At 50.2% G+C, this 21,247-nt stretch carries 19 protein-coding genes; 12 read left to right on the forward strand and 7 right to left on the reverse strand.

Annotation, left to right across the window (positions count from 1 at the left end; translation table 11 throughout):
* Positions 1–21: 21 nt before the first annotated feature.
* From Dvar_RS20280 to Dvar_RS20290, 3 genes are read right to left on the reverse strand one after another with little or no spacing between them, the layout of a single operon-like run.
* Positions 22–1,323, reverse strand: coding sequence for a TRAP transporter large permease (locus Dvar_RS20280; protein ID WP_419663784.1), 1,302 nt, complete (start codon positions 1,321–1,323; stop codon positions 22–24).
* Positions 1,324–1,335: 12 nt separating this feature from the next.
* A complete protein-coding gene (locus tag Dvar_RS20285) occupies positions 1,336–1,827 on the reverse strand; it encodes a TRAP transporter small permease (protein WP_419663785.1) in 492 nt (163 codons plus the stop codon).
* A 10-nt stretch (positions 1,828–1,837) separates the two neighbouring features.
* Positions 1,838–2,854: a TRAP transporter substrate-binding protein gene (locus Dvar_RS20290; RefSeq protein WP_419663786.1), complete on the reverse strand. Its 1,017-nt coding sequence runs from the start codon at positions 2,852–2,854 to the stop codon at positions 1,838–1,840.
* A gap of 372 nt (positions 2,855–3,226) precedes the next feature.
* Between Dvar_RS20290 and Dvar_RS20295 the strand changes: the two genes are divergently transcribed.
* The 5 genes from Dvar_RS20295 to Dvar_RS20315 all read left to right on the forward strand — a co-directional run bounded on the left by Dvar_RS20295 (position 3,227) and on the right by Dvar_RS20315 (position 6,449).
* Positions 3,227–3,652, forward strand: coding sequence for a hypothetical protein (locus Dvar_RS20295; RefSeq protein ID WP_419663787.1), 426 nt, complete (start codon positions 3,227–3,229; stop codon positions 3,650–3,652).
* Between the two features lie 65 nt (positions 3,653–3,717).
* Positions 3,718–4,536, forward strand: coding sequence for a YpsA SLOG family protein (locus Dvar_RS20300; protein ID WP_419663788.1), 819 nt, complete (start codon positions 3,718–3,720; stop codon positions 4,534–4,536).
* A gap of 90 nt (positions 4,537–4,626) precedes the next feature.
* Positions 4,627–5,451 carry an NUDIX hydrolase gene (locus Dvar_RS20305; protein WP_419663789.1) on the forward strand — a complete coding sequence of 275 codons (825 nt, stop codon included), beginning with the start codon at positions 4,627–4,629 and terminating at the stop codon, positions 5,449–5,451.
* A gap of 247 nt (positions 5,452–5,698) precedes the next feature.
* Positions 5,699–5,926: a hypothetical protein gene (locus Dvar_RS20310; RefSeq protein ID WP_419663790.1), complete on the forward strand. Its 228-nt coding sequence runs from the start codon at positions 5,699–5,701 to the stop codon at positions 5,924–5,926.
* A gap of 112 nt (positions 5,927–6,038) precedes the next feature.
* A complete protein-coding gene (locus Dvar_RS20315) occupies positions 6,039–6,449 on the forward strand; it encodes a pancreas/duodenum homeobox protein 1 (RefSeq protein WP_419663791.1) in 411 nt (136 codons plus the stop codon).
* Positions 6,450–6,480: 31 nt separating this feature from the next.
* Here Dvar_RS20315 and Dvar_RS20320 read toward each other — a convergent pair whose 3' ends face one another.
* Positions 6,481–9,768, reverse strand: coding sequence for a PAS domain S-box protein (locus Dvar_RS20320; protein WP_419663792.1), 3,288 nt, complete (start codon positions 9,766–9,768; stop codon positions 6,481–6,483).
* Positions 9,769–10,097: 329 nt separating this feature from the next.
* Here Dvar_RS20320 and Dvar_RS20325 point away from each other — a divergent pair, with 329 nt between their 5' ends.
* The 3 genes from Dvar_RS20325 (at position 10,098) to Dvar_RS20335 (ending at position 13,471) form a co-directional block, all read left to right on the forward strand.
* Positions 10,098–11,960 carry a RiPP maturation radical SAM C-methyltransferase gene (locus Dvar_RS20325; protein ID WP_419663793.1) on the forward strand — a complete coding sequence of 621 codons (1,863 nt, stop codon included), beginning with the start codon at positions 10,098–10,100 and terminating at the stop codon, positions 11,958–11,960.
* On the forward strand, positions 11,957–12,907 hold the full coding sequence (locus Dvar_RS20330) for a tRNA dihydrouridine synthase (protein WP_419663794.1): 951 nt from the start codon (positions 11,957–11,959) through the stop codon (positions 12,905–12,907). Before Dvar_RS20325 ends, Dvar_RS20330 begins: the two co-directional genes overlap by 4 nt.
* A 186-nt stretch (positions 12,908–13,093) precedes the next feature.
* On the forward strand, positions 13,094–13,471 hold the full coding sequence (locus tag Dvar_RS20335) for a response regulator transcription factor (protein WP_419663795.1): 378 nt from the start codon (positions 13,094–13,096) through the stop codon (positions 13,469–13,471).
* 141 nt (positions 13,472–13,612) lie between these two features.
* Here the strand turns inward: Dvar_RS20335 and Dvar_RS20340 are convergent, their stop codons facing one another.
* On the reverse strand, positions 13,613–14,728 hold the full coding sequence (locus Dvar_RS20340) for a GAF domain-containing protein (RefSeq protein ID WP_419663796.1): 1,116 nt from the start codon (positions 14,726–14,728) through the stop codon (positions 13,613–13,615).
* 294 nt (positions 14,729–15,022) lie between these two features.
* Here Dvar_RS20340 and Dvar_RS20345 point away from each other — a divergent pair, with 294 nt between their 5' ends.
* A complete protein-coding gene (locus Dvar_RS20345) occupies positions 15,023–15,742 on the forward strand; it encodes a uracil-DNA glycosylase family protein (RefSeq protein ID WP_419663797.1) in 720 nt (239 codons plus the stop codon).
* A gap of 40 nt (positions 15,743–15,782) precedes the next feature.
* Here Dvar_RS20345 and Dvar_RS20350 read toward each other — a convergent pair whose 3' ends face one another.
* On the reverse strand, positions 15,783–15,992 hold the full coding sequence (locus Dvar_RS20350; protein ID WP_419663798.1) for an FmdB family zinc ribbon protein: 210 nt from the start codon (positions 15,990–15,992) through the stop codon (positions 15,783–15,785).
* A gap of 394 nt (positions 15,993–16,386) precedes the next feature.
* Between Dvar_RS20350 and aroF the strand changes: the two genes are divergently transcribed.
* Together aroF and Dvar_RS20360 are read left to right on the forward strand one after the other, a co-directional pair.
* The gene (gene aroF, locus Dvar_RS20355; protein ID WP_419663799.1) at positions 16,387–17,406 is read left to right on the forward strand and encodes a 3-deoxy-7-phosphoheptulonate synthase; all 1,020 of its coding nucleotides are present in this window, start codon (positions 16,387–16,389) and stop codon (positions 17,404–17,406) included.
* Positions 17,407–17,453: 47 nt separating this feature from the next.
* Positions 17,454–17,801 carry a hypothetical protein gene (locus Dvar_RS20360; protein WP_419663800.1) on the forward strand — a complete coding sequence of 116 codons (348 nt, stop codon included), beginning with the start codon at positions 17,454–17,456 and terminating at the stop codon, positions 17,799–17,801.
* Between the two features lie 38 nt (positions 17,802–17,839).
* On the opposite strand, the gene typA is transcribed toward Dvar_RS20360, so the two are convergent.
* Positions 17,840–19,666 (reverse strand): translational GTPase TypA, encoded by a 1,827-nt coding sequence (typA, locus tag Dvar_RS20365; protein WP_419663801.1) that lies wholly within the window; start codon positions 19,664–19,666, stop codon positions 17,840–17,842.
* Positions 19,667–20,000: 334 nt separating this feature from the next.
* Between typA and Dvar_RS20370 the strand changes: the two genes are divergently transcribed.
* Entirely contained in the window at positions 20,001–21,125 is a 1,125-nt protein-coding gene (locus Dvar_RS20370; protein WP_419663802.1) for a 3-hydroxyacyl-CoA dehydrogenase family protein, read from the forward strand.
* The last annotated feature ends 122 nt before the right edge of the window (positions 21,126–21,247 follow it).

Consider the following 21,247-nt stretch of genomic DNA (forward strand, 5'->3'; position numbering starts at 1 on the left):
TTATGGTCACATTGCTGACGTTTACTTCATCAATCCCGGTAAAAACAGGGCAATTTGAGGAAATGGAATCATGATCATCACGCCGACCACCAGGGCGATCAGCAGCGGGATGACGCCTTTGAAAATAACCTGAAGCGGTACCGTGCGCGCCACGCCGCTGACCACGTAGACGTTGACCCCAACCGGTGGCGTAATCACCCCGATTTGCGTGACCAGAACAATGATGACCCCAAACCACATGGGATCATAGCCCATGCTAACGATGACCGGATAGAAAATGGGCACGGTCAGCATGATAAACGCCAGCGCATCGATAAAACATCCCCCCACCAGATAAACACCGATAATCAGGGCCATTATCAGATAAGAGGGCAGGTTGAAGCTTGTCACCCAGTTGGCCACATCGAAAGGAATGCGGGTAATGGCCAGAAAGTGACCGAAGATGGTGGCCCCGGCGACAATGACCAGCACCATACAGGAAATGCGGGTTGTTTCGGTCAGCGCCTGGATAAATCCGCGCAACGTGATGTTGCGTCGTGCGGCGGCGATGATCAATGTCCCCATGGCACCCATGGCACCGGCTTCCGTGGGGGTGAACAGGCCAAGAAAAAGCCCTCCCATGACCATGGCAAAGAGAATCAGGGTTTCCACCAGACCGGACAAGGACGCCATTTTCTCTTTGAATGTCGTTTTGGGGCCGCGGGGCGCCAATTCGGGTTGCAAGGTGGCCCAGACGACCACGGCCAAAACAAAAAGGACCGTCAGAAAGACACCGGGAACAATGCCGGCCATGAACAACTTGCCGATGGATTGCTCGGTCATGATCCCGTAAATAATGAAAACAACACTTGGCGGGATAAGGATTCCCAGGCTGCCACCGGCCGCCACGACACCGGTGGCCAGGCTGTCATGATAGTGATATTTTTTCATTTCCGGAAGCGTCACTGCCGCCATGGTCGCGGCAGTGGCGTTGGTGGACCCACAGATCGCCGAAAATCCGGTACAGGCACCTAACGTGGCCACGGCCATTCCGCCGGGCCAGTGACCGATAAATGCATAGGCAACCTTGAAAAGCCGACTGCTGATGCCCGAATGAAAAGCGATCTGCCCCATCAGGATAAACAGCGGGATCACCGTCAGGTTGTATGATGAAAAAACATCAAACAGATCCTTGGCCATCAGGTTAAGGGATGCATCAACGGTCACCAGATAGGCAAAACCGCCGACTCCTAAAAGGGCCATGAGAAACCCTACGGGCATTTTGGTAAAGATCAACACAAACAACAGGCAAAGGCCAACAATACCGGCCATGGTGGGACTCATCGACGGATCCTTCTATCTGAATTTATAGGCTTTCACAGACCAAGCAATACAACTGGTATAAAGCACGAGGCTGAGCATGGCACTGCCCACGGCAACGCCGATGACAAATGGATACAAGGGCATTTGCAGGGTCATGGAGACTTCACCGGTGGCTTTCAAATCAATGGCATAGATCACGCACTGATAACCCACCACACTGAACAGCAGGGCACAGATTACACTATTGATGGCCTCTATGGCATGTTGCCATCGTTTTGGAAACCGCTGGACCAGAAAATCAACGGCAATATGTCCCTGGTCAACGGATGTACGGGCCAATGCAAAGGACACAAACACCGCCCCCAGCATGCTGACGATTTCGTATGTGCCAGGGATGGGGTGACGGAACAGGCGCAGGATGACATCCAGACAGGTCAGAAACATCATTGCCGCCACTGCAGCAGCGGCGATGCCGTTGAACCATGATGCCAGCTGGCCTACAAAACGATCGATCCGGCTTATCATTTTACCCCCGCTATTGCTTGCCCTCAATGGCACGCGTCAGCGTGTCAACATAGTTTTTGCCATCCAGTTGATGCGCGGTAGTACCCGAAATGTAGGCATCGATGATCGGGCGAACTTTCTCTTTCCAACGTTGGCTTTCAGCCTCTTCCAGGGTAATGATCTCATTTTTCAAGCTGGTGGTATAGGCACGGCCGGCCTGGTCGGCCTCATCCCAGCGCTGACCATGGACGTCGATCCATTGGCGGCTGGTGTCCTCGACAATTTTTTGAATGTCAGGGCTCAAGGCGTCCCATTTGGCCTTATTCATGACTACGAACATGGCCGTGGTATAACCAACGCGATTGCAATCGGTAGTGTATTTGACAACCTCGGCCTGACGCCATCCCTTGAGCACTTCGATGGGGCCAAAACTGCCTTCCACAACGCCTTTTTGCAGTGATTCATAAGTGTTTCCCTGGGGCATAGCAACCGCGACGGCGCCCAAGGCTTCCACCACTTTGGCACTCAGACCGGTGGAACGGATTTTCATGCTTTTCAAATCTTCAAGGGTATGCACCGCTTTGCGCGTGTGGAGCAGGCCGGGTCCGTGGGCGTGTAAGTACAGCACCTTTACATCATCGAGCTCTTTGGGTTTGAATGTTTCGTAAAAGGTATTGGCAATGCGGGTGGCGGTCATTCCATCGGGGTACCCCAGTGGCAGGTCAAGGGCCTCCATCACCGGGAAGCGACCGCGTGTATAGGCAAAACATGACATGCCGATATCGGATATTCCTTTGACCACACCATCGTAGCATTGATTGGCTTTTGTGAGGGTGCCACCAGGAAAAACCGTGATTTTGACTTTGCCTTTGGTCGCCTCTTCAATTGTTTCAGCCCATTTCATACCTGCCAGGCATTGAACATGGGTAGGGGGAAAGAAAATGCTGTAAGTCAGGTGAACGGATGCAGCGCTGGCAGTGGTCGCCATGGCGATTGCAAAAACAATCACCATCGTCAGACTCAAGGTGAACAAGCGTTGAGATTTCATGAGCACTCCTTTTCTCTCTTTTACTCCATGTGATGGTCATATGCTTAAAAATATGACGATAAAGCACAAACCCGAATCCCCGATATTAAAGGATGCGGATGGGGGTTGCCAAGCCATCCGTCCTTTTCCGTTGTGATAAACCAACGCGCAACTTCCAATAATTAGAAACCGCTGTCAACCGGTTTTTAAAAGTCAAGGTATTTGATTCGCATAAAAAATTCAGTCTGCCGGGAGGGCGGGCCTTGCCAGATATGTGCCGATTGCTTTATAGTCTACAACAAGATGGGTGGATCAATTCACCGGGTCACCGGCATCTTTCGCCGGTCATCCCCTCGATCCCAACAGGATCCATCAGACAAAGAGAAGGAGACCATGCCTCGCACCGATCTGGACGTTCTGGAGACGATTTGCCAACGTATCAGCCTTAATATTCCTGATCACTGCCCATGGCGGTGGGACAAGGAATTCAACTTGGCCCTGACCGTGATCGACAGGCAAGATGAAATCATGGTCGAGTTGCCGATGACCTTAGAGTTTACCAATAAGTGGGATTTTACTTCCATCGATGATGCTGATGGGCCCATTCGTGACTTTTTTCAAGCTGGATTGGGTATCATTCCGGGACAGAAGGTTTTTACCATGGAACCCGTCAATGGTGTGGTGCTCTATGCTGCATGGTGGCCCTGGGGCGATGAAGAACGAATCTCCTTGCGTTTAGGCCTGGTTTCCATTAGCGGAGAAAAGCTTGATCCTGCCGATGTTAAAAGTCTGATTTGCCGTTGGTTGAAGTTGACTTGAAACGCCGTTGATCAGCCATAAGGCCGTCATCCACAACACTTGGACCACAACGAAGATGGTGAAAAATGATTGAAAAAATCATCGCCAACGGTTTATCCAGTGCTGCTGTGGCCGCGTTGGATGTAGCCATCAAACTGGGGGTGGACTATGGCGGATGCTGCAATACTGAGGATGCCGTCGAAGACCGATATCATCTGGAACGGCTTTCCAGTGTGTCCGATCAAACGCTGATCGACAAGGCTGTTGGCATGGCGCAGGGGTCCATCTTTTTCGTCCATGGGCACACATCATCCTTTGAACAGGAAAAAAACAAGAAAACCGCTCAAAAACTGAACAAACCGTTTCTGTTGATAGATCTTGCCCAGGAACACGGATTTCTGACATCACAGCGGTTGGCCGCCTGGCTTGAGGAACATCAGATCCGGATATTGCATGTGGATGGAGAGAAGGAGCCTGCGAATTTAGCGCTAACCGCCGAAAAGGTCGGCGGTATTTTGGAGGCAACCTTTTTTTTAACCATGATGGAAACCGGAGTCACGTCACCGCTGCCGTCCATTGTTCAAAAAGAGCGTTTTTCTCAACCCGTCGGTCCACCACCGCAGAGCATTCAGGCGGCCATTGAACACTTTGAACAAACCTTATCATTGAAGGACAAAGCCACCATCGCCAATATGGCGCTGGAAGAGTTGATCTCGCTGCATTTTACGTTGGGGGACTATATCAACACCCATTTTAATTTGTTTACCACCAACACGCAGCTGCTCGACGATTGCCGCAAGTTGGCCGGCCAAAAAGCGCTGGGACCCAAAGACGCCGCGGCAGTGATTATCAAACAGGTTTGGCAGCGGTTGCGTGATACCTGCCGAATTCGCATTATCAAATAATATCCAATCAAATATCGGACCCCTTGGCATTCATGTAATGATTAATATATTAACTGTTGTGATAAACCATCTACTATTAGGTTGATAAATATGCCGGTGCTCCCCCAATCCAATCAGACCCTCATCGAGCTTGTTCAGCAGCGAATTGGGCGCCAGGCCATCGCACCGTTTGGTTTCAACGCCAATGGTGATCTGCGGCGAATCTCAGCCGTCCTTTTCCTGTTGGGTCAACGCGATGACCAGACTCCGTATCTGATCCTGAATAAACGCTCTGATCAGGTTCGCCAGCCCGGGGATCTGTGTTGTCCGGGCGGCGGGGTGTCACCATCGGTTGACACATTGATCGCCAAATCACTGCATCTACCGAAATCCCCATTGTCCCGGTGGCCTCACGAAAAATGGTGGCGGCAGCATCGCCCTGTAGACTATAAAAAGTTATCCCTTCTCTTGGCCACCGCACTGCGCGAAGGGGTTGAAGAAATGCGGCTCAATCCATTGGGCATCCGTTTTTTGGGGCCCATGCCGCCCCAGGAATTGGTGATGTTCAAACGCGCCATTTATCCCTTGGCCGGGTGGGTGAATCACCAACATCATTTTTTCCCGAACTGGGAAGTTGAAAAAATCATTTGGATTCCCCTGGCGTCTTTTTTTGATCATGCCAACTATGCCCGCTATCGAATTTCTTTTAACCTCGGAAACAATAACAAAGAGACGATCCCAGATCGGGAAATGCCTTGCTTTGTGCATCGTCAGGAGGGGCAGGATGAATTGCTGTGGGGGGCAACCTACCGTATTACCATGCAATTTCTTGCCACCGTATTCGACTATTCCCAGCCGCCCATAGACTCTGTACCGGTTGTTTATCGGCAGTTGGGGCAGCGATACCTCAATGGTTCTGTGGTTTCCCAAGCGTAAAGAAAAAATGCCAAAGACCAAAATCCAAATGTCAATTGAAGGATCGCATCGATTGAAAATAGGCAGCATACCACCCTTTGGCATTTTTCGTTGGACATTTGACATTCATCATCGCATTCAGAAAAAATAGAAAAGAAAATTCAAATGCGGTCACCCTATGGACGTGGTACCCGACGGTTGATTTTAGGCAATCAGTGGTGTATTAGAAGCAGCTGTTTTTATCCTAAATTGTCCGAAGGTGGAGCCCATGACCGCCAAAAAGGTAGAAATTCGAACCATCAAGAACCCGCATACAGATTCACCGGTGCTTGTTTTAAAACAATTTAGCGACGGGTGGACTTACGAGGTCCAGAACTTGGAATCGGGCCCCTTGCCGCTTTCCTGGAGGGCCGAAACCATGCAATCGGCTGAGCAAAAATTAAAGGCCAGCTATGATGAAAACATCTGGGAAATCCGAATCCTTGAGGAAGGCTAAGGATCGCTTTTTTATGCAATGATCCATCGGGTTGTTTGGTTGATGGGGCTTACCCAAACGGTAATGATCGACCATGACGATGACCACATAAAACGGATAGGGGTTCTGACTAATGCCTACAGTATCAACAGATGCCCAGTTCACCCAGGACGTGTTAGATAAAATCTTTCCTCCCCATCGGGCCGATCAATTTTTTGAAGCGCTGTTCGGTGACGCGGAAGAGGGCGCCTATGATATCAGCTTGGTCTACAAAGGAAAAAGCGAGGATCAGATCGGCTTTGAATTTCAACTCAAGCAACGGGCAGGCAAATGCCTGGCTTGCAATTTGACATACGGATTGCCCGAGGTGTTTAAGCGTCACCGCATCCTCAATATTGCCAGTGTGGTCGAGCAGATCAATTCGATGATGAACAATGGAAAAAGATGCGGCGATTGGCAACTCGGACAAACGCGTAAAGAATCAAGGGAGTTGCATGTTATCCCGTTAACGATTGATCTGGTGGATAAAGGACCGGCAATATAATTTTTACGAATCCGCCCGAACGGCAACTTTGTTAATGATCTTTTTTCAAAGTGCCCAGCACCTCATTCAATGTCGCCGCCAGTTGCTCAATGGTGTATGGCTTTTGAATAAATCCGTCACTCAATGGGGGCAGGGCGTCTTCTTTCATGTCCGTCAAACTGTACCCACTGCATCGAATCACTTTGACGGTGGGATCAAGTCTTTTCAGTTCCGACAATACTTGCCGACCACTTAAATCCGGCATGATCATATCCAATAACACCCCATCGATTTCTTCGGACCGTGCTTTGAAAATGGATAGGGCTTGCCGTCCGCTGCTTGCGGAAATGACCTGGTAACCCAACTCCTTAAGGATCGCAGTGGATGCGTCCAGGATATACGATTCATCATCCACGACCAAAATGGTGCCCGACCGTTGGCGCAGCGTTTCAGACGGGGGGGCGGTCATCAATGATGATTGCGATGCTGCCGGTAGATAGATAGAAAAGGTTGTTCCATGGCCCACCTTGCTGACCACATCAATCATTCCGCTGTGATTTTTGATGATGCCGAACGCCGATGCCAGTCCCAAGCCGGTTCCCCGTCCCATGGTTTTGGTGGTGAAAAATGGCTCAAAGATTCGTTTGATGTTTTCTGGAGATATGCCTTTCCCGTGATCCTGAACCGCGATGGCCACATATGCACCTGGTTTAAGGCCGAGATGTACGGCCTTTGAATCCAAAAATTTATTTTTTGTGGACAGTATCAAGGTCATATCTTCAGTCATGGCCTGCCAGGCATTCACATAAAGATTCATCAGCACTTGCTCAATTTGTGACTGATCCGCATCGATTGTCCAAACGCCTTTCTGGAAATGGAAATCGATCAGGATTTCCTTTTTGGTCCTGCCGAACAATTCAGCTGTTTTTTTAACGATTTCGTTCAGATTGACCGGCTTGACCTGATACTTGCCGCCACGGGCATACCCCAACAGTTGACGGGTGAGATTGGCACCGCTTTCCACGCATTTTTCAATGGCCTGCAGGTTGTCGGCAAGGATATTGTTTTTATCGCCCATCTTGAAATTGATCAGCGAGACATTACCAACGATTCCCATCAGCAGGTTGTTAAAATCATGGGCGATTCCCCCAGCCAGGGTGCCGACTGCTTCCATACGCTGGGCTTGGTTCATCCAATCCTGAAGTTTCTCTTTTTCTTTCTGGGCGGCAATTTTGGCCGTAACGTCACGGGCCAGGCCTCGAAAACCCGCAGTGGTGCCGGGACCATTACGGATCAGAGCGGCACTGATATCCAGAACTTTTTCTTGCTGGTCTTTGGTGATGACCTGAATGGTAAGCACTCGCAACGGGTCGCCCAATCGAGACATCCGGGCAAAGGATCTGACAACCGTATGGATCGATTGATGCGCCAAAAAATGGCTGAAATGCATGCCGGCCAGCTCGTTGAAGGCGTATCCGACCATTCGACAGGCCGCATCATTGACAAACGTCAGATTGCCGATGCGATCCACTTCAAAATAGGCTTCATCAATGGTATCCAAAATGGTGCGATATTTTTCTTCGCTCGTCCGAAGTTTTTTCTCCGTCGTGCGACGACGCTCGATCTCCCCCATTAAGACAGCGTTGGCTTTTTTCAATTCAACAGTGCGTTCCTCGACCAGCTCCTCAAGGTGGGTTTTGTACGCGATCAGCTCTTCTTCTGCCTTTTTACGATCGTTGATGTCGCGAAGTGAGCCGATGATGCGGTAGGGTTTTCCGGATCGGGTCCTGAGCAGCGTCAAGTTCAGTGAACAATACTTCAATTGCCCATTTTTATCTTTAAATATCACTTCATGATCATTGATCCGTCCCTTGGCTTTCAGTTCATCAAGGATATGTCCGCGGTGATCAAAATTATCGTAAAGATTCACCAGGGGGCTGCCGATCAATTCGCGCCTTTTGTATTGGGAAATCTTTTCTATGGACGGACTGATTTCAATCATGGTGCCCTTGAGTGACGCCTCATAATACACATCCTGGATATTGTTGAATATTCCAAGGTATTTACGGTGGCTTCGTTCAACTGCCGTCTTCATTTCAGAAAAGGCGTTGGCGGTCTCCTGAATTTCCGAATAAACGGAATGGATTTGGGGCAGGGGTTCTGATTGACCGATTTTCATTTTGAGCGAAGAACGCTGTAAAAGCGAAATGGGACGGATAACGCCCCTGGCCAGCAGAAAACCGACAAAAGCAGCCACCAGAGAGATAATTGCGGTCACCAGAATATTGAACAGACGATTGGTTTTAATGTCGCCAAGATAGTCGTCTTCGGGCAGGTAGACGCCAATAATCCACGGCCACTGGGCGGTGGAAAAAGGCGTAAACATGGCATGATACACATGACCCGCATGCTCGAACCGAGAAAACAAGGGGGCATCGATAAGAAGCATCCCCGAAGCATCTGTTTGAATCCGTGCCGTTTCAAAGGCCTTCCGGCTATGCGGATCATCAAGCTCCTGGATCTTCACCAGGCGGGTTGCACCCGTGTTCGCGTTTTCGGAAACGGCCAGTTTATCCATATCGCCAAAGGCAACCACATCCGCATTGCGATTGAGCATAAAGGCTTTACCATGCTTGCCGATTTTAAGATTGCCGATAAACACGGAAAGCTGATCGATTTCAATATCAACGCCCACCACCCCCATCAGATTGCCGCCAACATCATAAAAGGGGCCGGCAATGGTGATACCCGGTTTTTTTGATGTGTAAAAGATATATGGATCGGTCCAGACGATACGATTTTCAGACGATGCTTTCTGATACCAGGGCCGTTTGCGCGGGTCATAGGTATCTTCAGGGGTTGTCGATCGGGCAATCTCTTGAAATGAAGGGTCGCGATGAATAATGTGCACGGTTTTGCCATTATCTTTGTTGAGGATGACCTTGGTGCGAAATCCCCCGCTTAACTTGCCATCAAAGCGCCGTACATCGTAGAAATTTCCTGATGGTGTGCCAACATAGATGCCGGCAAAATGGGGGTTCACGATAAGCTGATCATGCAGGTAATGCTCGAGTGCGTCGATATGGGTCGTGCTGCTGCTGACCACGTTGGATGCCAGCAGTCTGCGGGTCAGTGCGGCTGCGCCATGGGCATGGAGCAGGTGACGCTGGGACTGCTCCATGGCCAGTTCAGCGATATTTTGCATGATATCGCGTGCGTGCCGGCGGAGTACATCCTGTGATGTCAGATAGGAAGAGGTTGTCGTAATCAGATGCGTGCCCCAGATCAAACCAAGAAAACCGGCAATCAACGCCCAGCGAATGGAGATTTTCATTTGCATAGTGAAAAAGATCCTGTCGGCCCGATTCAATGTTTCATGATGATTTTCCTACGATCAAAAAAAATGATCTGGCCCTCGTTCGTGTGACAAAGCGAAACTACTGTAACATATATTGATTTATCTATGGTGGCTCAGGGTTGCAAGGAAAAAATCCACTACCGACAAGAATGAAAAGGGCTTTGGAAAAGAATCGCGATAAAGTGCTTGTGCTTGATGATTTTACCCGTAAAGGCTATATACCGAATCAACACCATTAATATGGCAGCCGCCCGGCAGGCACAGTGGTTGTCAGATCTTTTTAGGATTATTCGCATAGTTTGACGACACGTATGCCAAACCATAAAGCCGCTTTGGGTGGTCGTGTACTGCTGGTTTCCGCACCCTGGGCCTTGTTCAACCGTCCGTCCCTACCCCTGGGAAGTTTGAAGGCCTATGTAAAGGCGAATATTCCGGGCTTCAAGGTACAAGCCGATCATCTTTTTTTGGCGGTTGCCCAGGCCTTGGGGTATCAGACCTATCAAATGATCAGCCGGCGGGTATGGCGGGCAGAGTCTGTGTTTTCAGCGCTGCTTTACCCGGAACGCGCCTCAAACGCAGAATCGGTGTTTACGCGCACATTATCTAAAAAAGAGGTTTCTGCCTGCAATTTCAATATGCTGGTGGATCAGGTGAAACAAATTACCGACCGCTGGCTCGCCAGCGTGGATTGGTCAACGCTGACGCTTGTCGGCTTTTCGATCTCCTTTTGCCAGGTTACCGCCTCCCTTTATCTGATTTCACAAATAAAGCGTATCTGTCCCGCTGTGCCGGTGGTGGTCGGCGGGTCGTCGTTTTCCGGGGAAAAGACGAATGGGTTGCTAAAAGCATTTTCCGATATCGATTATTTGGTGTTAGGGGAGGGGGAGCGCCCCCTTACCGAGCTGCTCCTCTTTTTATCAACCCCAAAAAAGATGCGATCAACAATCCCCTTTCCGGACAGTATACTGGTTGCCGGCAAAGATAGCCAGGTACCACGGTTTTGTCAGCTGAAGCGACTGGAAGAACTGCCTGAACCCGATTATGATGATTATTTTGGTTTGCTTGCCAGCTTTCCTGCCGAGCATCGGTTTTTCCCTATGCTTGCCGTGGAGGCCTCAAGGGGGTGCTGGTGGCATCGATCTGATCATTCAAAACAATTCAACGGGTGCAGCTTTTGCAACTTGAACCTGCAATGGCACGGATATCGAAGCAAACCCCCCCGGCAGATGATAGAGGAAGTGAGCCGGCTGGTACAACGCTACCAGGTGCTTAGTCTGGCTTTTGCCGATAATGCGTTTCCCCAAAACAAGGCTGCGGGGATATTCGATGAAATCGCCAAATTGGACTACCATCTGTCCATCTTCACTGAAGTGCGGGCCAATACACCGCCGTCGGTGTTGGTTAAGATGAAACAGGCCGGCGTGGACACGGTGCAAGTCGGTATTGAGTCGCTTTCAACCCGACTACTTGGTAAAATGAACAAGGGTGTCCGAGCCATTGACAATCTATGCATGATGAAACATTGTGAAGCGGTCGGTATTGTTTGTGACTCGAACTTGATGCTCCATTTTCCGTCCAGTGACCGCCAGGATGTGGATGAAACCCTTTCCATGCTCGAGTTTTGCCGTTGGTATCGGCCGCTGAAAACCGTCAGTTTCTGGCTGGGGCTGGAAAGTCCGGTCTATCGTTTTCATCGGCGTTTTCATATCCGGTCCACATTTAATCACCCCAGCTTAAAAAAACTGTTTCCCAAACCAATCGCCGATGCCATGCGTTTTATCATTCAAGGATATCGTGGAGATAGAACAGTGCAGCGAAAACGATGGCGTCCGGTAGAGATCAAAGTGCGCCAATGGGAGGCTGACTACGCAACATTGCAGCGTCAGACCGGTGGTCGCCCGGGCTTGATATTCCGTGAGGGAGGAGGGTTTATCATCATCGAGCAGCATTTTCCCAACCAACCGGTCACCAAACACCGGCTCAGCGGTACGTCGGCAAGAATCTATCGCTACTGTCAGATTCCTCGCGCTTTTGAACAGATCGCCGGTCTGTCTGCCGAGCATGGACCGCAAAAGATCCACTCTTTTTTAGCCTCCATGGTGGATAAACAGTTGATGGTTAGCGAAAACAACGATTATCTGAGCCTGGCCTGTCCAACGGTGCAACGGCCATGAGTTCACCGAACCTGATCATGGCGCCTTTGCGCGGGTTTACCGATTTTGTTTTTAGGAATGCGTTTTGGCGCCATTTTCAAGGGATTGATGAAGCCGTGGCACCCTTTGTGACATCCACCAAGGGGCGGCGCATCAAACCGTCGCACCTTTCCGACCTGGATCCCGAGAAAAACCAGGCCATGCCGGTGGTGCCGCAAATCCTGAGCAATAAAAGTGACGAGTTTATCTGCTTGGCCAAGCGGTTGTTTGATATGGGGTACAAGGAGATCAATTGGAATTTGGGGTGTCCCTATCCCATGGTAGCCAAGAAAATGCGTGGTTCAGGTCTGCTGCCCCATCCCGAAACGGTTGATCGACTATTGTCGGAGATTGTTGACGGCATTCCCTGCCGCCTTTCCATCAAAACACGGTTGGGCCGTTTCTCAGCTGCTGAAATGCAGCCGCTGATTCCGATTTTTAACCGCTATCCGCTAGCCCGGGTAATTATCCATCCGCGAGTCGGAGAGCAGATGTATGCCGGCCGGGTGGATCTGGATGCATTTCATACCTGTTTGTCAAAAATTGTCCATCCAGTGACCTTTAATGGTGATATCAATGAATTAGAGACCTTTTTTCATTTGAAAGAACAGTTCCCTGGGGCTGTCGGCTGGATGCTGGGACGGGGGCTGATTGCCAACCCGTTTCTTCCTGAAATGATCAAGGGGCAACAAACCTCGTCCAATGCGCTCAGAAAGAATCGATTCAAGAATTTTCACGATGATTTGGTCGACAGTTACAGCCGTCTTTTTTCCGGCCCGGGGCATGTGCTTGATCGGATGAAAGGCTTCTGGCGCTATTTTTCAGTTGGATTTACCGATGGTCGGCGTATCCTCAAAGCCATTCGTAAGGTCAATTCCCTTAAACGATATCGGATTCTCGTGGCTGCGTCTATTGACGATAGCGAATAAGGGGCAGGAAAGAAAGTGTTACCCTTAACCATGCTGTTTTTTTTCACCAACGCATTGTCGAGCTGTCGAAATTACGTTATATTTAACTAAAATCAGTTGGTTGATTCCGCCTCGAACATGTATGTGCAACATTAACACACCATACGCCATGGAATTCGAAAGTGCTGTTGCCCCAGGAGAAAAATCATGCATGGTAAAACGATTCTGATTGTCGATGACGAATTGAGTATTCTCGTGCCATTGCAGTTTCTCATGGAAAAGGAAGGCTACCAACCCAAAATCGCGCAAAGCGGAAAAGAGGCCATTGAAAAAATCGAGTTGTATCAACCGGCGCTGATCCTTCTTGATATTATGTTGCCGGATCTGGATGGGTATGAAATTTACCATATGATCAGGCAGCGCCGGGAATGGGATTCTGTGCGGATCATCTTTTTAACAGCCAAAAATAGAGAGGCCGACATGGCCAAAGGGCTTGCCATGGGGGCCGATGCCTATATCACCAAACCATTTTCCAATAGCGACCTGCTTGAACAAATCCACCAATTGATCGGACCACCGAACTAGTGCCCATCCACAAATGGTAGATTTTGGTTCCCAGCAAGGCCCGAGCGAGACTGACACCGCAGGCATAGTGGCGCTATGTCGAGGATGGCAGGCGAGTGAGAACGCCGCTGGGGGCCGAAAGATGCCGTTTGTGGATGGGCACTAAACTAGGGTCATCAGGTAGTCCCTGAGCTGTATGGGTTGATTGGTCAATCCCAATTTTTTACGCAGGCGGTTGCGGTGGGCTTCAATCGTTTTCTCCGATGCATTTAGAATCTGGGCAATCTCTTTGGTGGTTTTATCCTTGCGGACCAAATCGGCAATCTGGATTTCCGTAGGGGTCAGATCGAAAAATTTCATGGGGATTTGACGCAGAAAAGGGGAGACGATGTTGGAGATGTTGTCCTGGATGATTTGCACATACACGGTTTGTTTATCATCCAACTGGCTCCTGCTGAGTTTTTCCAAGAAAGGCATGACCAAATCCTTGACATTGGCCACGATTGCATCTTCCATATGGATCTGGTCTTCTTCCCTGTTTTTCAAGAGCACATTCAGGGCCGTGTTGACCTCCTCCAGGGCAATACTTTTTTCTTTGAGCGCTTTTTGGCTTTTTTTCAGCTTTTTTTCCGCCCGCTTGCGTTCAGCGATTTCACGATTGGCCCGTTCGAAAAGCTGTGCATTTTCAATGGCCGTGGCCGATGCATCGGCCAGGGCCTCAAGCAGTTTGGCATGCGACGCATCAAATCGGTTGACCTGTTTGTCCACCACTTGCAGTGCCCCAATAACAGTGCTCTTGACACGCATGGGCATACTGATCAACGAACGCAGCTCAACTTTCATCTTATCGGCGACTTTTCCAAAATGGCGTGTATCTTTTCGCGTATCATGGAGAATGACTTTCTGTCCGTTTGCGCTAACCCAACCGGCAATGCCTTCCCCGGGGGCAAGCCGCCATCCTTTCACTAAATTACTCTGAAAACCGGCGGCCTGATGACAGACGACCTCACCGCTTTGAGGATCTTTGAGCCAAATCGAACTGCCAACCACCCCAAACAAGTTCTGAATAGCTTCCAGAACAGTGCGCAGGACCCGATCCAATTCAAGGCTGGCGTTGATGGGTAAAAACGATTGGCTGATCAGTTGTAATGCATCATTGTTTTTTTTGAGGCTTTGAATTTCCTCTCGAAGTTTTTGGTTCTCCAGCTCTAGACGTTTGCGGACTAAGTATTGGCTCCCCATCGATGGGTCCACAGAAGCGGTATAAGCCTTGGTCATGAAAAAAACCTATGCAGATTTTTAAGTGTCGATTTATGAGTTAGGAAACATCGTATCCATTCACCATCAATAAGGAAGTAGGCCATTATCGATTTTAAAAGTCAACGAAATAATGAAGCTGTTGTTTTTCGGCAGCCGCTTGAGGTATAAACGCGGTTAGGCTGGTTTTTAAATACATATCGCATCGTGATCACAAGCGGTGCCGGCCAAAATTATCAGAATCGTATCCACAATGGTACCCCAACGAAAAATGCCTTAAACGGGCGATCAATGACAATTCCTATGACTGATTTGGTGAAACACATCGCAGTGATTACCGACGCGTTGATTGACCAACTGAAAACGCTGACCTTTTCCGGTTCGGTCACCCACATTTACAATCCGCTGGTATATGCCCGGGATGGGTACGATCAATATATTGCGCGTTTTGGAAACGCCACCAAAAAAATGATATGGGTTGGAATGAATCCAGGGCCGTTTGGCATGGTTCAGACCGGCGTTCCCTTTGGTGACGTGCAAATGGTAAAAACGTGGATGGGAATCGATGCCACTGTCCAGCCACCTGCCAATGTTCACCCGAAGCGACCGGTGATGGGTTTCGATTGCACGCGGGGGGAGGTTAGCGGCCAACGGTTATGGGGATGGGCAAAACAGCGCTTCAAAAATCCGGACGCCTTTTTTCGCCACGTTTTTGTGATCAATTATTGTCCGTTGGTTTTCATGGAAGACAGCGGCCGCAATCGAACTCCGGACAAATTGTTGCTGGCGGAAAGAAAACCGTTGTTTCAACTATGCGATCATGCACTGCGCCAAACCATAATGGCGTACCAACCACAATGGGTGATCGGCATCGGTGGCTTTGTCGAAAAGCGGATCCGTCAAGCACTTGGTGATCAGGGAGTAAAAATGGGCCGAATCAGCCACCCCAGTCCAGCAAGCCCCAAAGCCAACCGGGGGTGGGGGCAGCTGATCGAGTCGGAATTAAGGGCCATGGGGATTGATTTTTTAACTTAATGCAGGTTATTCCAAACCTTGGAAATTGGGACTAAATCCCTCAACCACCGGCAGACGGTTTACAGGGGGGTGGATTGAAACCGCCTCGACCGGTTGGAATTCCGTTGGGCCTGACTGCACCGGCCGACATCATTTTTTGCACATCAGCACAATTGCAGGCCGGGCAAACCGGCGCTTCGGTATCGGACGCAAAAACAATCTGTTCAAATTTGTGGCCACAGGCATTGCATTGGTATTCGAAAATTGGCATTAGTCCTCCTTGTTGGCAGATACAATAATGATATCGTCAACCAAGTCAAGTCCAATATTCCATTTGCAGGGCAAAGAACTCTGTAGCTGGTTGTGAATGCCGCACAATATGTAAAAAGCGGTTGACAATGCCAGGACCAAATGCCATACAAATTCAGTTCTCAATCGATAACCCCAAGAAAAACCACGGAAAGATAAATAACGTGAGGATCGATAAGCATTGGTGGTGGCGTGCACTATACGGGAAAGCCCGCCCGATCCCCATTGCATGAGACAAACGAAAAAAGTCAGCAGTTAAGCAAACGGACCAACGGGCATCTTCCCTGCGGTCCGTTTTTGGTTGATGGGCCGTATGGGATGATCCTGACCATCTTTTACCCAAAGGAGGCAAAAAAATGCTAGTGGTGATGGATAAATCGGCCACAACTGAACAAATTGATTATGTTATCAAAGTGATTGAAGACTTGGGGTGCACGGCCAGACCTATCCCTGGTGGAGATCGGGTATCCATTGGTGTGCTGAACAACAAAGGGCCGGTGGATACGGCATTGTTTACCGGACTGGCCGGCGTCAAGGAGGCGGTGCCGATCACCAAACCGTACAAGCTGGTCAGCCGGGAGACAAAAAATGAAGATACCCTGGTGAAAGTCGGAGATGTCACCATCGGAAATGGTTTCCTGACCCTGATCGCCGGGCCGTGCGCCATTGAAAGCGAAGAACAAGCGCTGACCATTGCCAGGCATGTAAAAAAATCCGGCGCCCAACTGTTCCGTGGCGGTGCGTTCAAACCGCGTACTTCACCCTATTCCTTCCAGGGGTTGGGAGAAGACGGACTGAAAATTTTAGCCAAGGTCAGGGAGACCGTCGGTTTGCCGGTGGTGACCGAGGTGATGGACGTTCAGACCTTTGATATGGTGGAGCATTATGCTGATGTGATGCAGATCGGCACCCGCAATATGCAGAATTTCAGTCTGCTCAAACGGGCAGGGGAGTCCTACCGGCCGATTCTTCTCAAGCGCGGTATGGCCGCCACGATCGAAGAATGGCTTATGGCCGCCGAATACATCATGGCCCAGGGCAATCATCAGGTTATCTTATGTGAGCGAGGGGTTCGCACCTTTGTCCATCACAGCCGCAACACACTGGATCTGTCTGCCATTCCCATGGTGAGAAAAGAAAGCCATCTGCCGATCATTGTTGATCCCAGCCATGCCGCCGGACGACGTGATCAGGTATTGCCGCTTTCCCGCGGGGCGGTAGCCGCCAATGCCCATGGGCTCATGGTTGAGGTCCATCACCAGCCGGACAAGGCGCTCAGCGATGGCGCGCAGAGCTTGTATCCGGATCAATTCGATTTGTTGTGCCAGCAGGTACAGGCCATTTTTAACGTGGCCGGTGGACCTGATCCATTTTAAAACTCAAACATTATTATACCACCCATAATGGGTTCAGGAGTACGCTAGTGAAAGCCTTATTGAAAATCATGGCCATTGCGGTAGCCGGGGCGGCCGTCATGGCATGCACCCAGGAATCTCAAAATAAAATCGGCCGGTCCATTCAAAACTGGACCGGGACCGACGGGGTGCTCGAAATCTATGCCGGTGACAAACTGGTGCGACGCTTTATCAACATCGACAAGCTGTCCACTGCCTACGGGACTGCCGACAAATCCAGTCCACGGCCCTATCGGTTTGGGTATGGATACCTGGATACGAACCTGAACATGGCCAAAGACGCAAACGAGCGCAAGGTCTATTTCGAGTTCTCCGATTATTCCACAAATTACGTGTTTTTCGAAAATCCACGATAGGGTCGATACTCCCCGGGGTTACCCGGGGAATTTATCATTTATTTTTTGGATCCGCGCATGACGTAACGCGCTTTGACGCCCAAGGTGACTTTTCTTAGCCGGATCGACTGGGGGGTGATTTCCACGCGCTCATCCTCGCGGATAAAATTGATCGCCTGCTCCAGGGTCATGGGCCGGATCGGGGCGAGGATGACGTTTTCATCCTTGCCCGAGGCACGCATGTTGGTCAATTTTTTTTCCTTGGTAGGATTGACGTTGATGTCGTTCTCCCGGTTGTGCTCGCCAATGATCATCCCTTCATAGACCGGCTCGCCGGGCTGGATGAACAAACGCCCCCGGGGCTCCAGGTTATACAGGGCATAGGGAACCGCGTGACCGGATCGGTCTGAGACGATGGATCCGGTAAACCGGCTGGGAAAGTCGCCGCGATAGGGCTCATAGCCGACAAAGTAGGAGTTCATGATTCCCGTACCACGGGTATCGGTGAGAAATTCATCACGATAGCCAATCAGTGCCCGGGAGGGAATCGAAAATTCAATGCGCACCCGACCGGTCCCATTGTTGGTCAGGTTCATCATCTTGCCTTTACGCACCGACAGCTTTTCGGTCACCACCCCCATGAACGCCTCGTCACAGTCCACAAAAAGCCGTTCGATTGGTTCCGTGGTGACGCCCTTGTCCTGGCGCAAAATCACTTCAGGACGCCCCACGCAAAACTCGAAGTCTTCACGGCGCATGGTCTCGATCAAAATGGCCAGCTGAAACTCGCCACGCCCCTTGACCAGCATGGAATCACGATCTTCGGTGGCCTCCACCTGGATGGCAACATTGAGCAAGGTTTCCTTTTCCAGACGCTGCCTGATTTTTGCGGATTGGACAAAGCGACCTTCCTTGCCCACCAGGGGCCCGTCATTGGTGGTAAACAGCATGGATACGGTCGGTGGATCGACGGTAATGCGGGGCAGGGCCGACGGTGCGGTTTCATTGCAGATGGTATCGCCGATGGTCACATCCTCGATTCCGGAAAGGATCGCTATTTCTCCGGCGCTGACTGATGAGACCGGCGTAATATCCATGCCTTCGTACACTTGCAACCGATTGACTTTCAGGGGCACCAGCTTGCCGTCGGCATCGATGCAGACCAGGCGATGCCTGGACTCGGCACGGCCACCGGCCACACGGCCAACGGCCAGACGACCCAGATAATCGGAATAGCCCAGATCGGATACCAGCATCTGAAACGGCGCTTCAGGATCGCAAGGGGGGGGCGGAACTTCACGCACGATGGCATCGAACAAAAGATGAAGGTCCGACGCCAGCTCATCTGCGGCAGTCCCGGCCACGCCGTCCCGGCCGATGGCGTACAATAGGGGAAATTCCAACTGGTCTTCATCGGCGTCAAGGTCGATCAGAAGGTCATAGACCTGATCCAGCACCACGTCGGGCCTGGCGTCTTTGCGATCGATTTTGTTGATCACGACAATGATCTTCAGTTTTGCCTGAAGGGCTTTTTGCAGGACAAAACGGGTCTGGGGCAGGGGACCTTCTGAGGCGTCTACCAGCAAGATAGCGCCATCCACCATGGACAGTGCTCTTTCGACCTCACCGCCGAAATCGGCATGGCCCGGTGTATCCACAATATTGATTTTGCATCCTTCATAGACCACAGAACAGTTTTTGGCAGCGATGGTGATACCGCGTTCGCGCTCCAGGTCCATGCGATCCATAATTCTTTCGTCCACCTGCTGGCCCTGACGGAACAGACCGCTTTGACGGAACATGGCATCGACCAGGGTGGTTTTACCATGGTCCACGTGAGCGATGATGGCGATATTGCGCAGGTTTACATTTGTGTGGGGGGTCATTTTGAACCATTTCTGTATGTGTTGTACTTAAATAATGTGATTTTTGATTACGGACCAATATAGCCATCAGGCCCGTCAATACAAGGTCGACGGATGTTTTATTTGTGAATCGCATTCGACGACTGGCCATAACTACAAAATAGTTTAATTCTAGCGCATTATAGTTAAAAAATAGCTTGAAAGACGCTGCCAAGGGTGCGATACATGATTTTGATAGCTTGTTACCCAAATGGCGATCCGTCAACGCAAGGCAACTGAATTTTGTATCCGGCAACGGCATGCATGCGCGGACGATCAAGACGGAACGATCACCCGTCAATGAAAAGGAGGAGACATGGCAAAGATTGAAACCGTAGGAATTATTGGCTTTAACGTAATGGGCGCAGCAATCGGGCTGAACGCTGCGACATGTGGATACAAGGTCATCTACAAAGAACTCAACGATGAATTGGTCAAGGCCATGTACGATCGGTGGGTGAAAGGGGCCCTGGAAAAGCGCGTGGCCAAGGGTAAAATGACCCAGGACGATATGGATAAAGTATGCGGTCTGATCACCGGTACGGCCGACTATAAGGATTTGGCGGATTGTGACCTGATCATCGAGGCGGCCGTTGAAAAAATGGATCTTAAAATTCAGATTTTCAAGGACCTGGATAAAGTTGTGCGTCCGGATACGATTCTGGCCAGCAACACATCCACCTTCCTTATCGAAAAGCTGATGGAAGGGATTTCCAATCCTGCGCGAACCGCCGGTTTGCACTATTTCTTCCCCGCCAACATCAACCGTCTGGTCGAGGTCATCCGCCAGAAAGAGACCAGCGACGAAACTTTTGAAGCGTTGATGGCTTTTTCGGAGAAGAATCGTAAAGTACCCATCAAGGTCAACGATTTTCCAGGTTTTGCCATCAACCCGGTCTTTATCTCCAGTTATATGGTGCTCAATAATTTTTATGGTGACACCTACAACGCAGCGACACTGGATGAGATTTCGAAACAGGCTCTGGGGGTGCGTTACGGGATCATGTGGGTACTCAACGGATCCGGTTTGGGGACCGCTTACCATGCGGCTGCTTCCATGAACGAATATCTGGCCGACAGTGATGTGGGATATCCGCCCGTGCCGGAGCCCTTGAAGGTTCAGTTTGAAAGCGGCAAAGGCTGGGATCTTGAGGATGGCCCGGTGCTTGATGACGCAGCGGCGTTGACCGTAGTCAAAGAAGACCTGCTGGGGACGATTTTTACTATCTGCACCCACCTGATCGAAAAAGATGTCGTTTCCCAGAAGGATCTTGAACTGGGCGTCAAGACGGCTCTGGCATGGCCCAACGGCCCATTTGCCATGATGAACGAGATGGGCATGGAAGAAGCCGCCCGGCTGGTGAAGCAGGTTGTTGAAAAAGGCCTTTTCAAAATGCCCAAAACTTTTGCCGGGGGCGTTCCTGCCGCGTGGGAGGTTTAAGGAGACGCATTTGAGTGTATCGCTAACCAATCATGATTGTTTGTGATCTGCCGAAAATGAGCTAAACCAAAAGGGCCCGGATGCACGCATCCGGACCCTTTTTTTGTATCAAATCGATTCAC

It is taken from the genome of Desulfosarcina variabilis str. Montpellier (assembly GCF_048565275.1).
Classification (GTDB): Bacteria; Desulfobacterota; Desulfobacteria; order Desulfobacterales; family Desulfosarcinaceae; genus Desulfosarcina; species Desulfosarcina variabilis.

What these genes read in the sequence shown, in the direction of transcription:
- Dvar_RS20300 (WP_419663788.1), top strand. Translation starts at nt 3,718, where the DNA reads ATGATTGAAAAAATCATCGCCAACGGTTTATCCAGTGCTGCTGTGGCC.
- Dvar_RS20340 (WP_419663796.1), bottom strand. Translation starts at nt 14,728, where the DNA reads ATGACCAAGGCTTATACCGCTTCTGTGGACCCATCGATGGGGAGCCAA.
- Dvar_RS20370 (WP_419663802.1), top strand. Translation starts at nt 20,001, where the DNA reads ATGGCAAAGATTGAAACCGTAGGAATTATTGGCTTTAACGTAATGGGC.
- Dvar_RS20295 (WP_419663787.1), top strand. Translation starts at nt 3,227, where the DNA reads ATGCCTCGCACCGATCTGGACGTTCTGGAGACGATTTGCCAACGTATC.
- aroF (WP_419663799.1), top strand. Translation starts at nt 16,387, where the DNA reads ATGCTAGTGGTGATGGATAAATCGGCCACAACTGAACAAATTGATTAT.
- Dvar_RS20310 (WP_419663790.1), top strand. Translation starts at nt 5,699, where the DNA reads ATGACCGCCAAAAAGGTAGAAATTCGAACCATCAAGAACCCGCATACA.
- Dvar_RS20305 (WP_419663789.1), top strand. Translation starts at nt 4,627, where the DNA reads ATGCCGGTGCTCCCCCAATCCAATCAGACCCTCATCGAGCTTGTTCAG.
- typA (WP_419663801.1), bottom strand. Translation starts at nt 19,666, where the DNA reads ATGACCCCCCACACAAATGTAAACCTGCGCAATATCGCCATCATCGCT.
- Dvar_RS20335 (WP_419663795.1), top strand. Translation starts at nt 13,094, where the DNA reads ATGCATGGTAAAACGATTCTGATTGTCGATGACGAATTGAGTATTCTC.
- Dvar_RS20285 (WP_419663785.1), bottom strand. Translation starts at nt 1,827, where the DNA reads ATGATAAGCCGGATCGATCGTTTTGTAGGCCAGCTGGCATCATGGTTC.
- Dvar_RS20330 (WP_419663794.1), top strand. Translation starts at nt 11,957, where the DNA reads ATGAGTTCACCGAACCTGATCATGGCGCCTTTGCGCGGGTTTACCGAT.
- Dvar_RS20320 (WP_419663792.1), bottom strand. Translation starts at nt 9,768, where the DNA reads ATGCAAATGAAAATCTCCATTCGCTGGGCGTTGATTGCCGGTTTTCTT.
- Dvar_RS20325 (WP_419663793.1), top strand. Translation starts at nt 10,098, where the DNA reads ATGCCAAACCATAAAGCCGCTTTGGGTGGTCGTGTACTGCTGGTTTCC.
- Dvar_RS20290 (WP_419663786.1), bottom strand. Translation starts at nt 2,854, where the DNA reads ATGAAATCTCAACGCTTGTTCACCTTGAGTCTGACGATGGTGATTGTT.
- Dvar_RS20350 (WP_419663798.1), bottom strand. Translation starts at nt 15,992, where the DNA reads ATGCCAATTTTCGAATACCAATGCAATGCCTGTGGCCACAAATTTGAA.
- Dvar_RS20280 (WP_419663784.1), bottom strand. Translation starts at nt 1,323, where the DNA reads ATGAGTCCCACCATGGCCGGTATTGTTGGCCTTTGCCTGTTGTTTGTG.
- Dvar_RS20315 (WP_419663791.1), top strand. Translation starts at nt 6,039, where the DNA reads ATGCCTACAGTATCAACAGATGCCCAGTTCACCCAGGACGTGTTAGAT.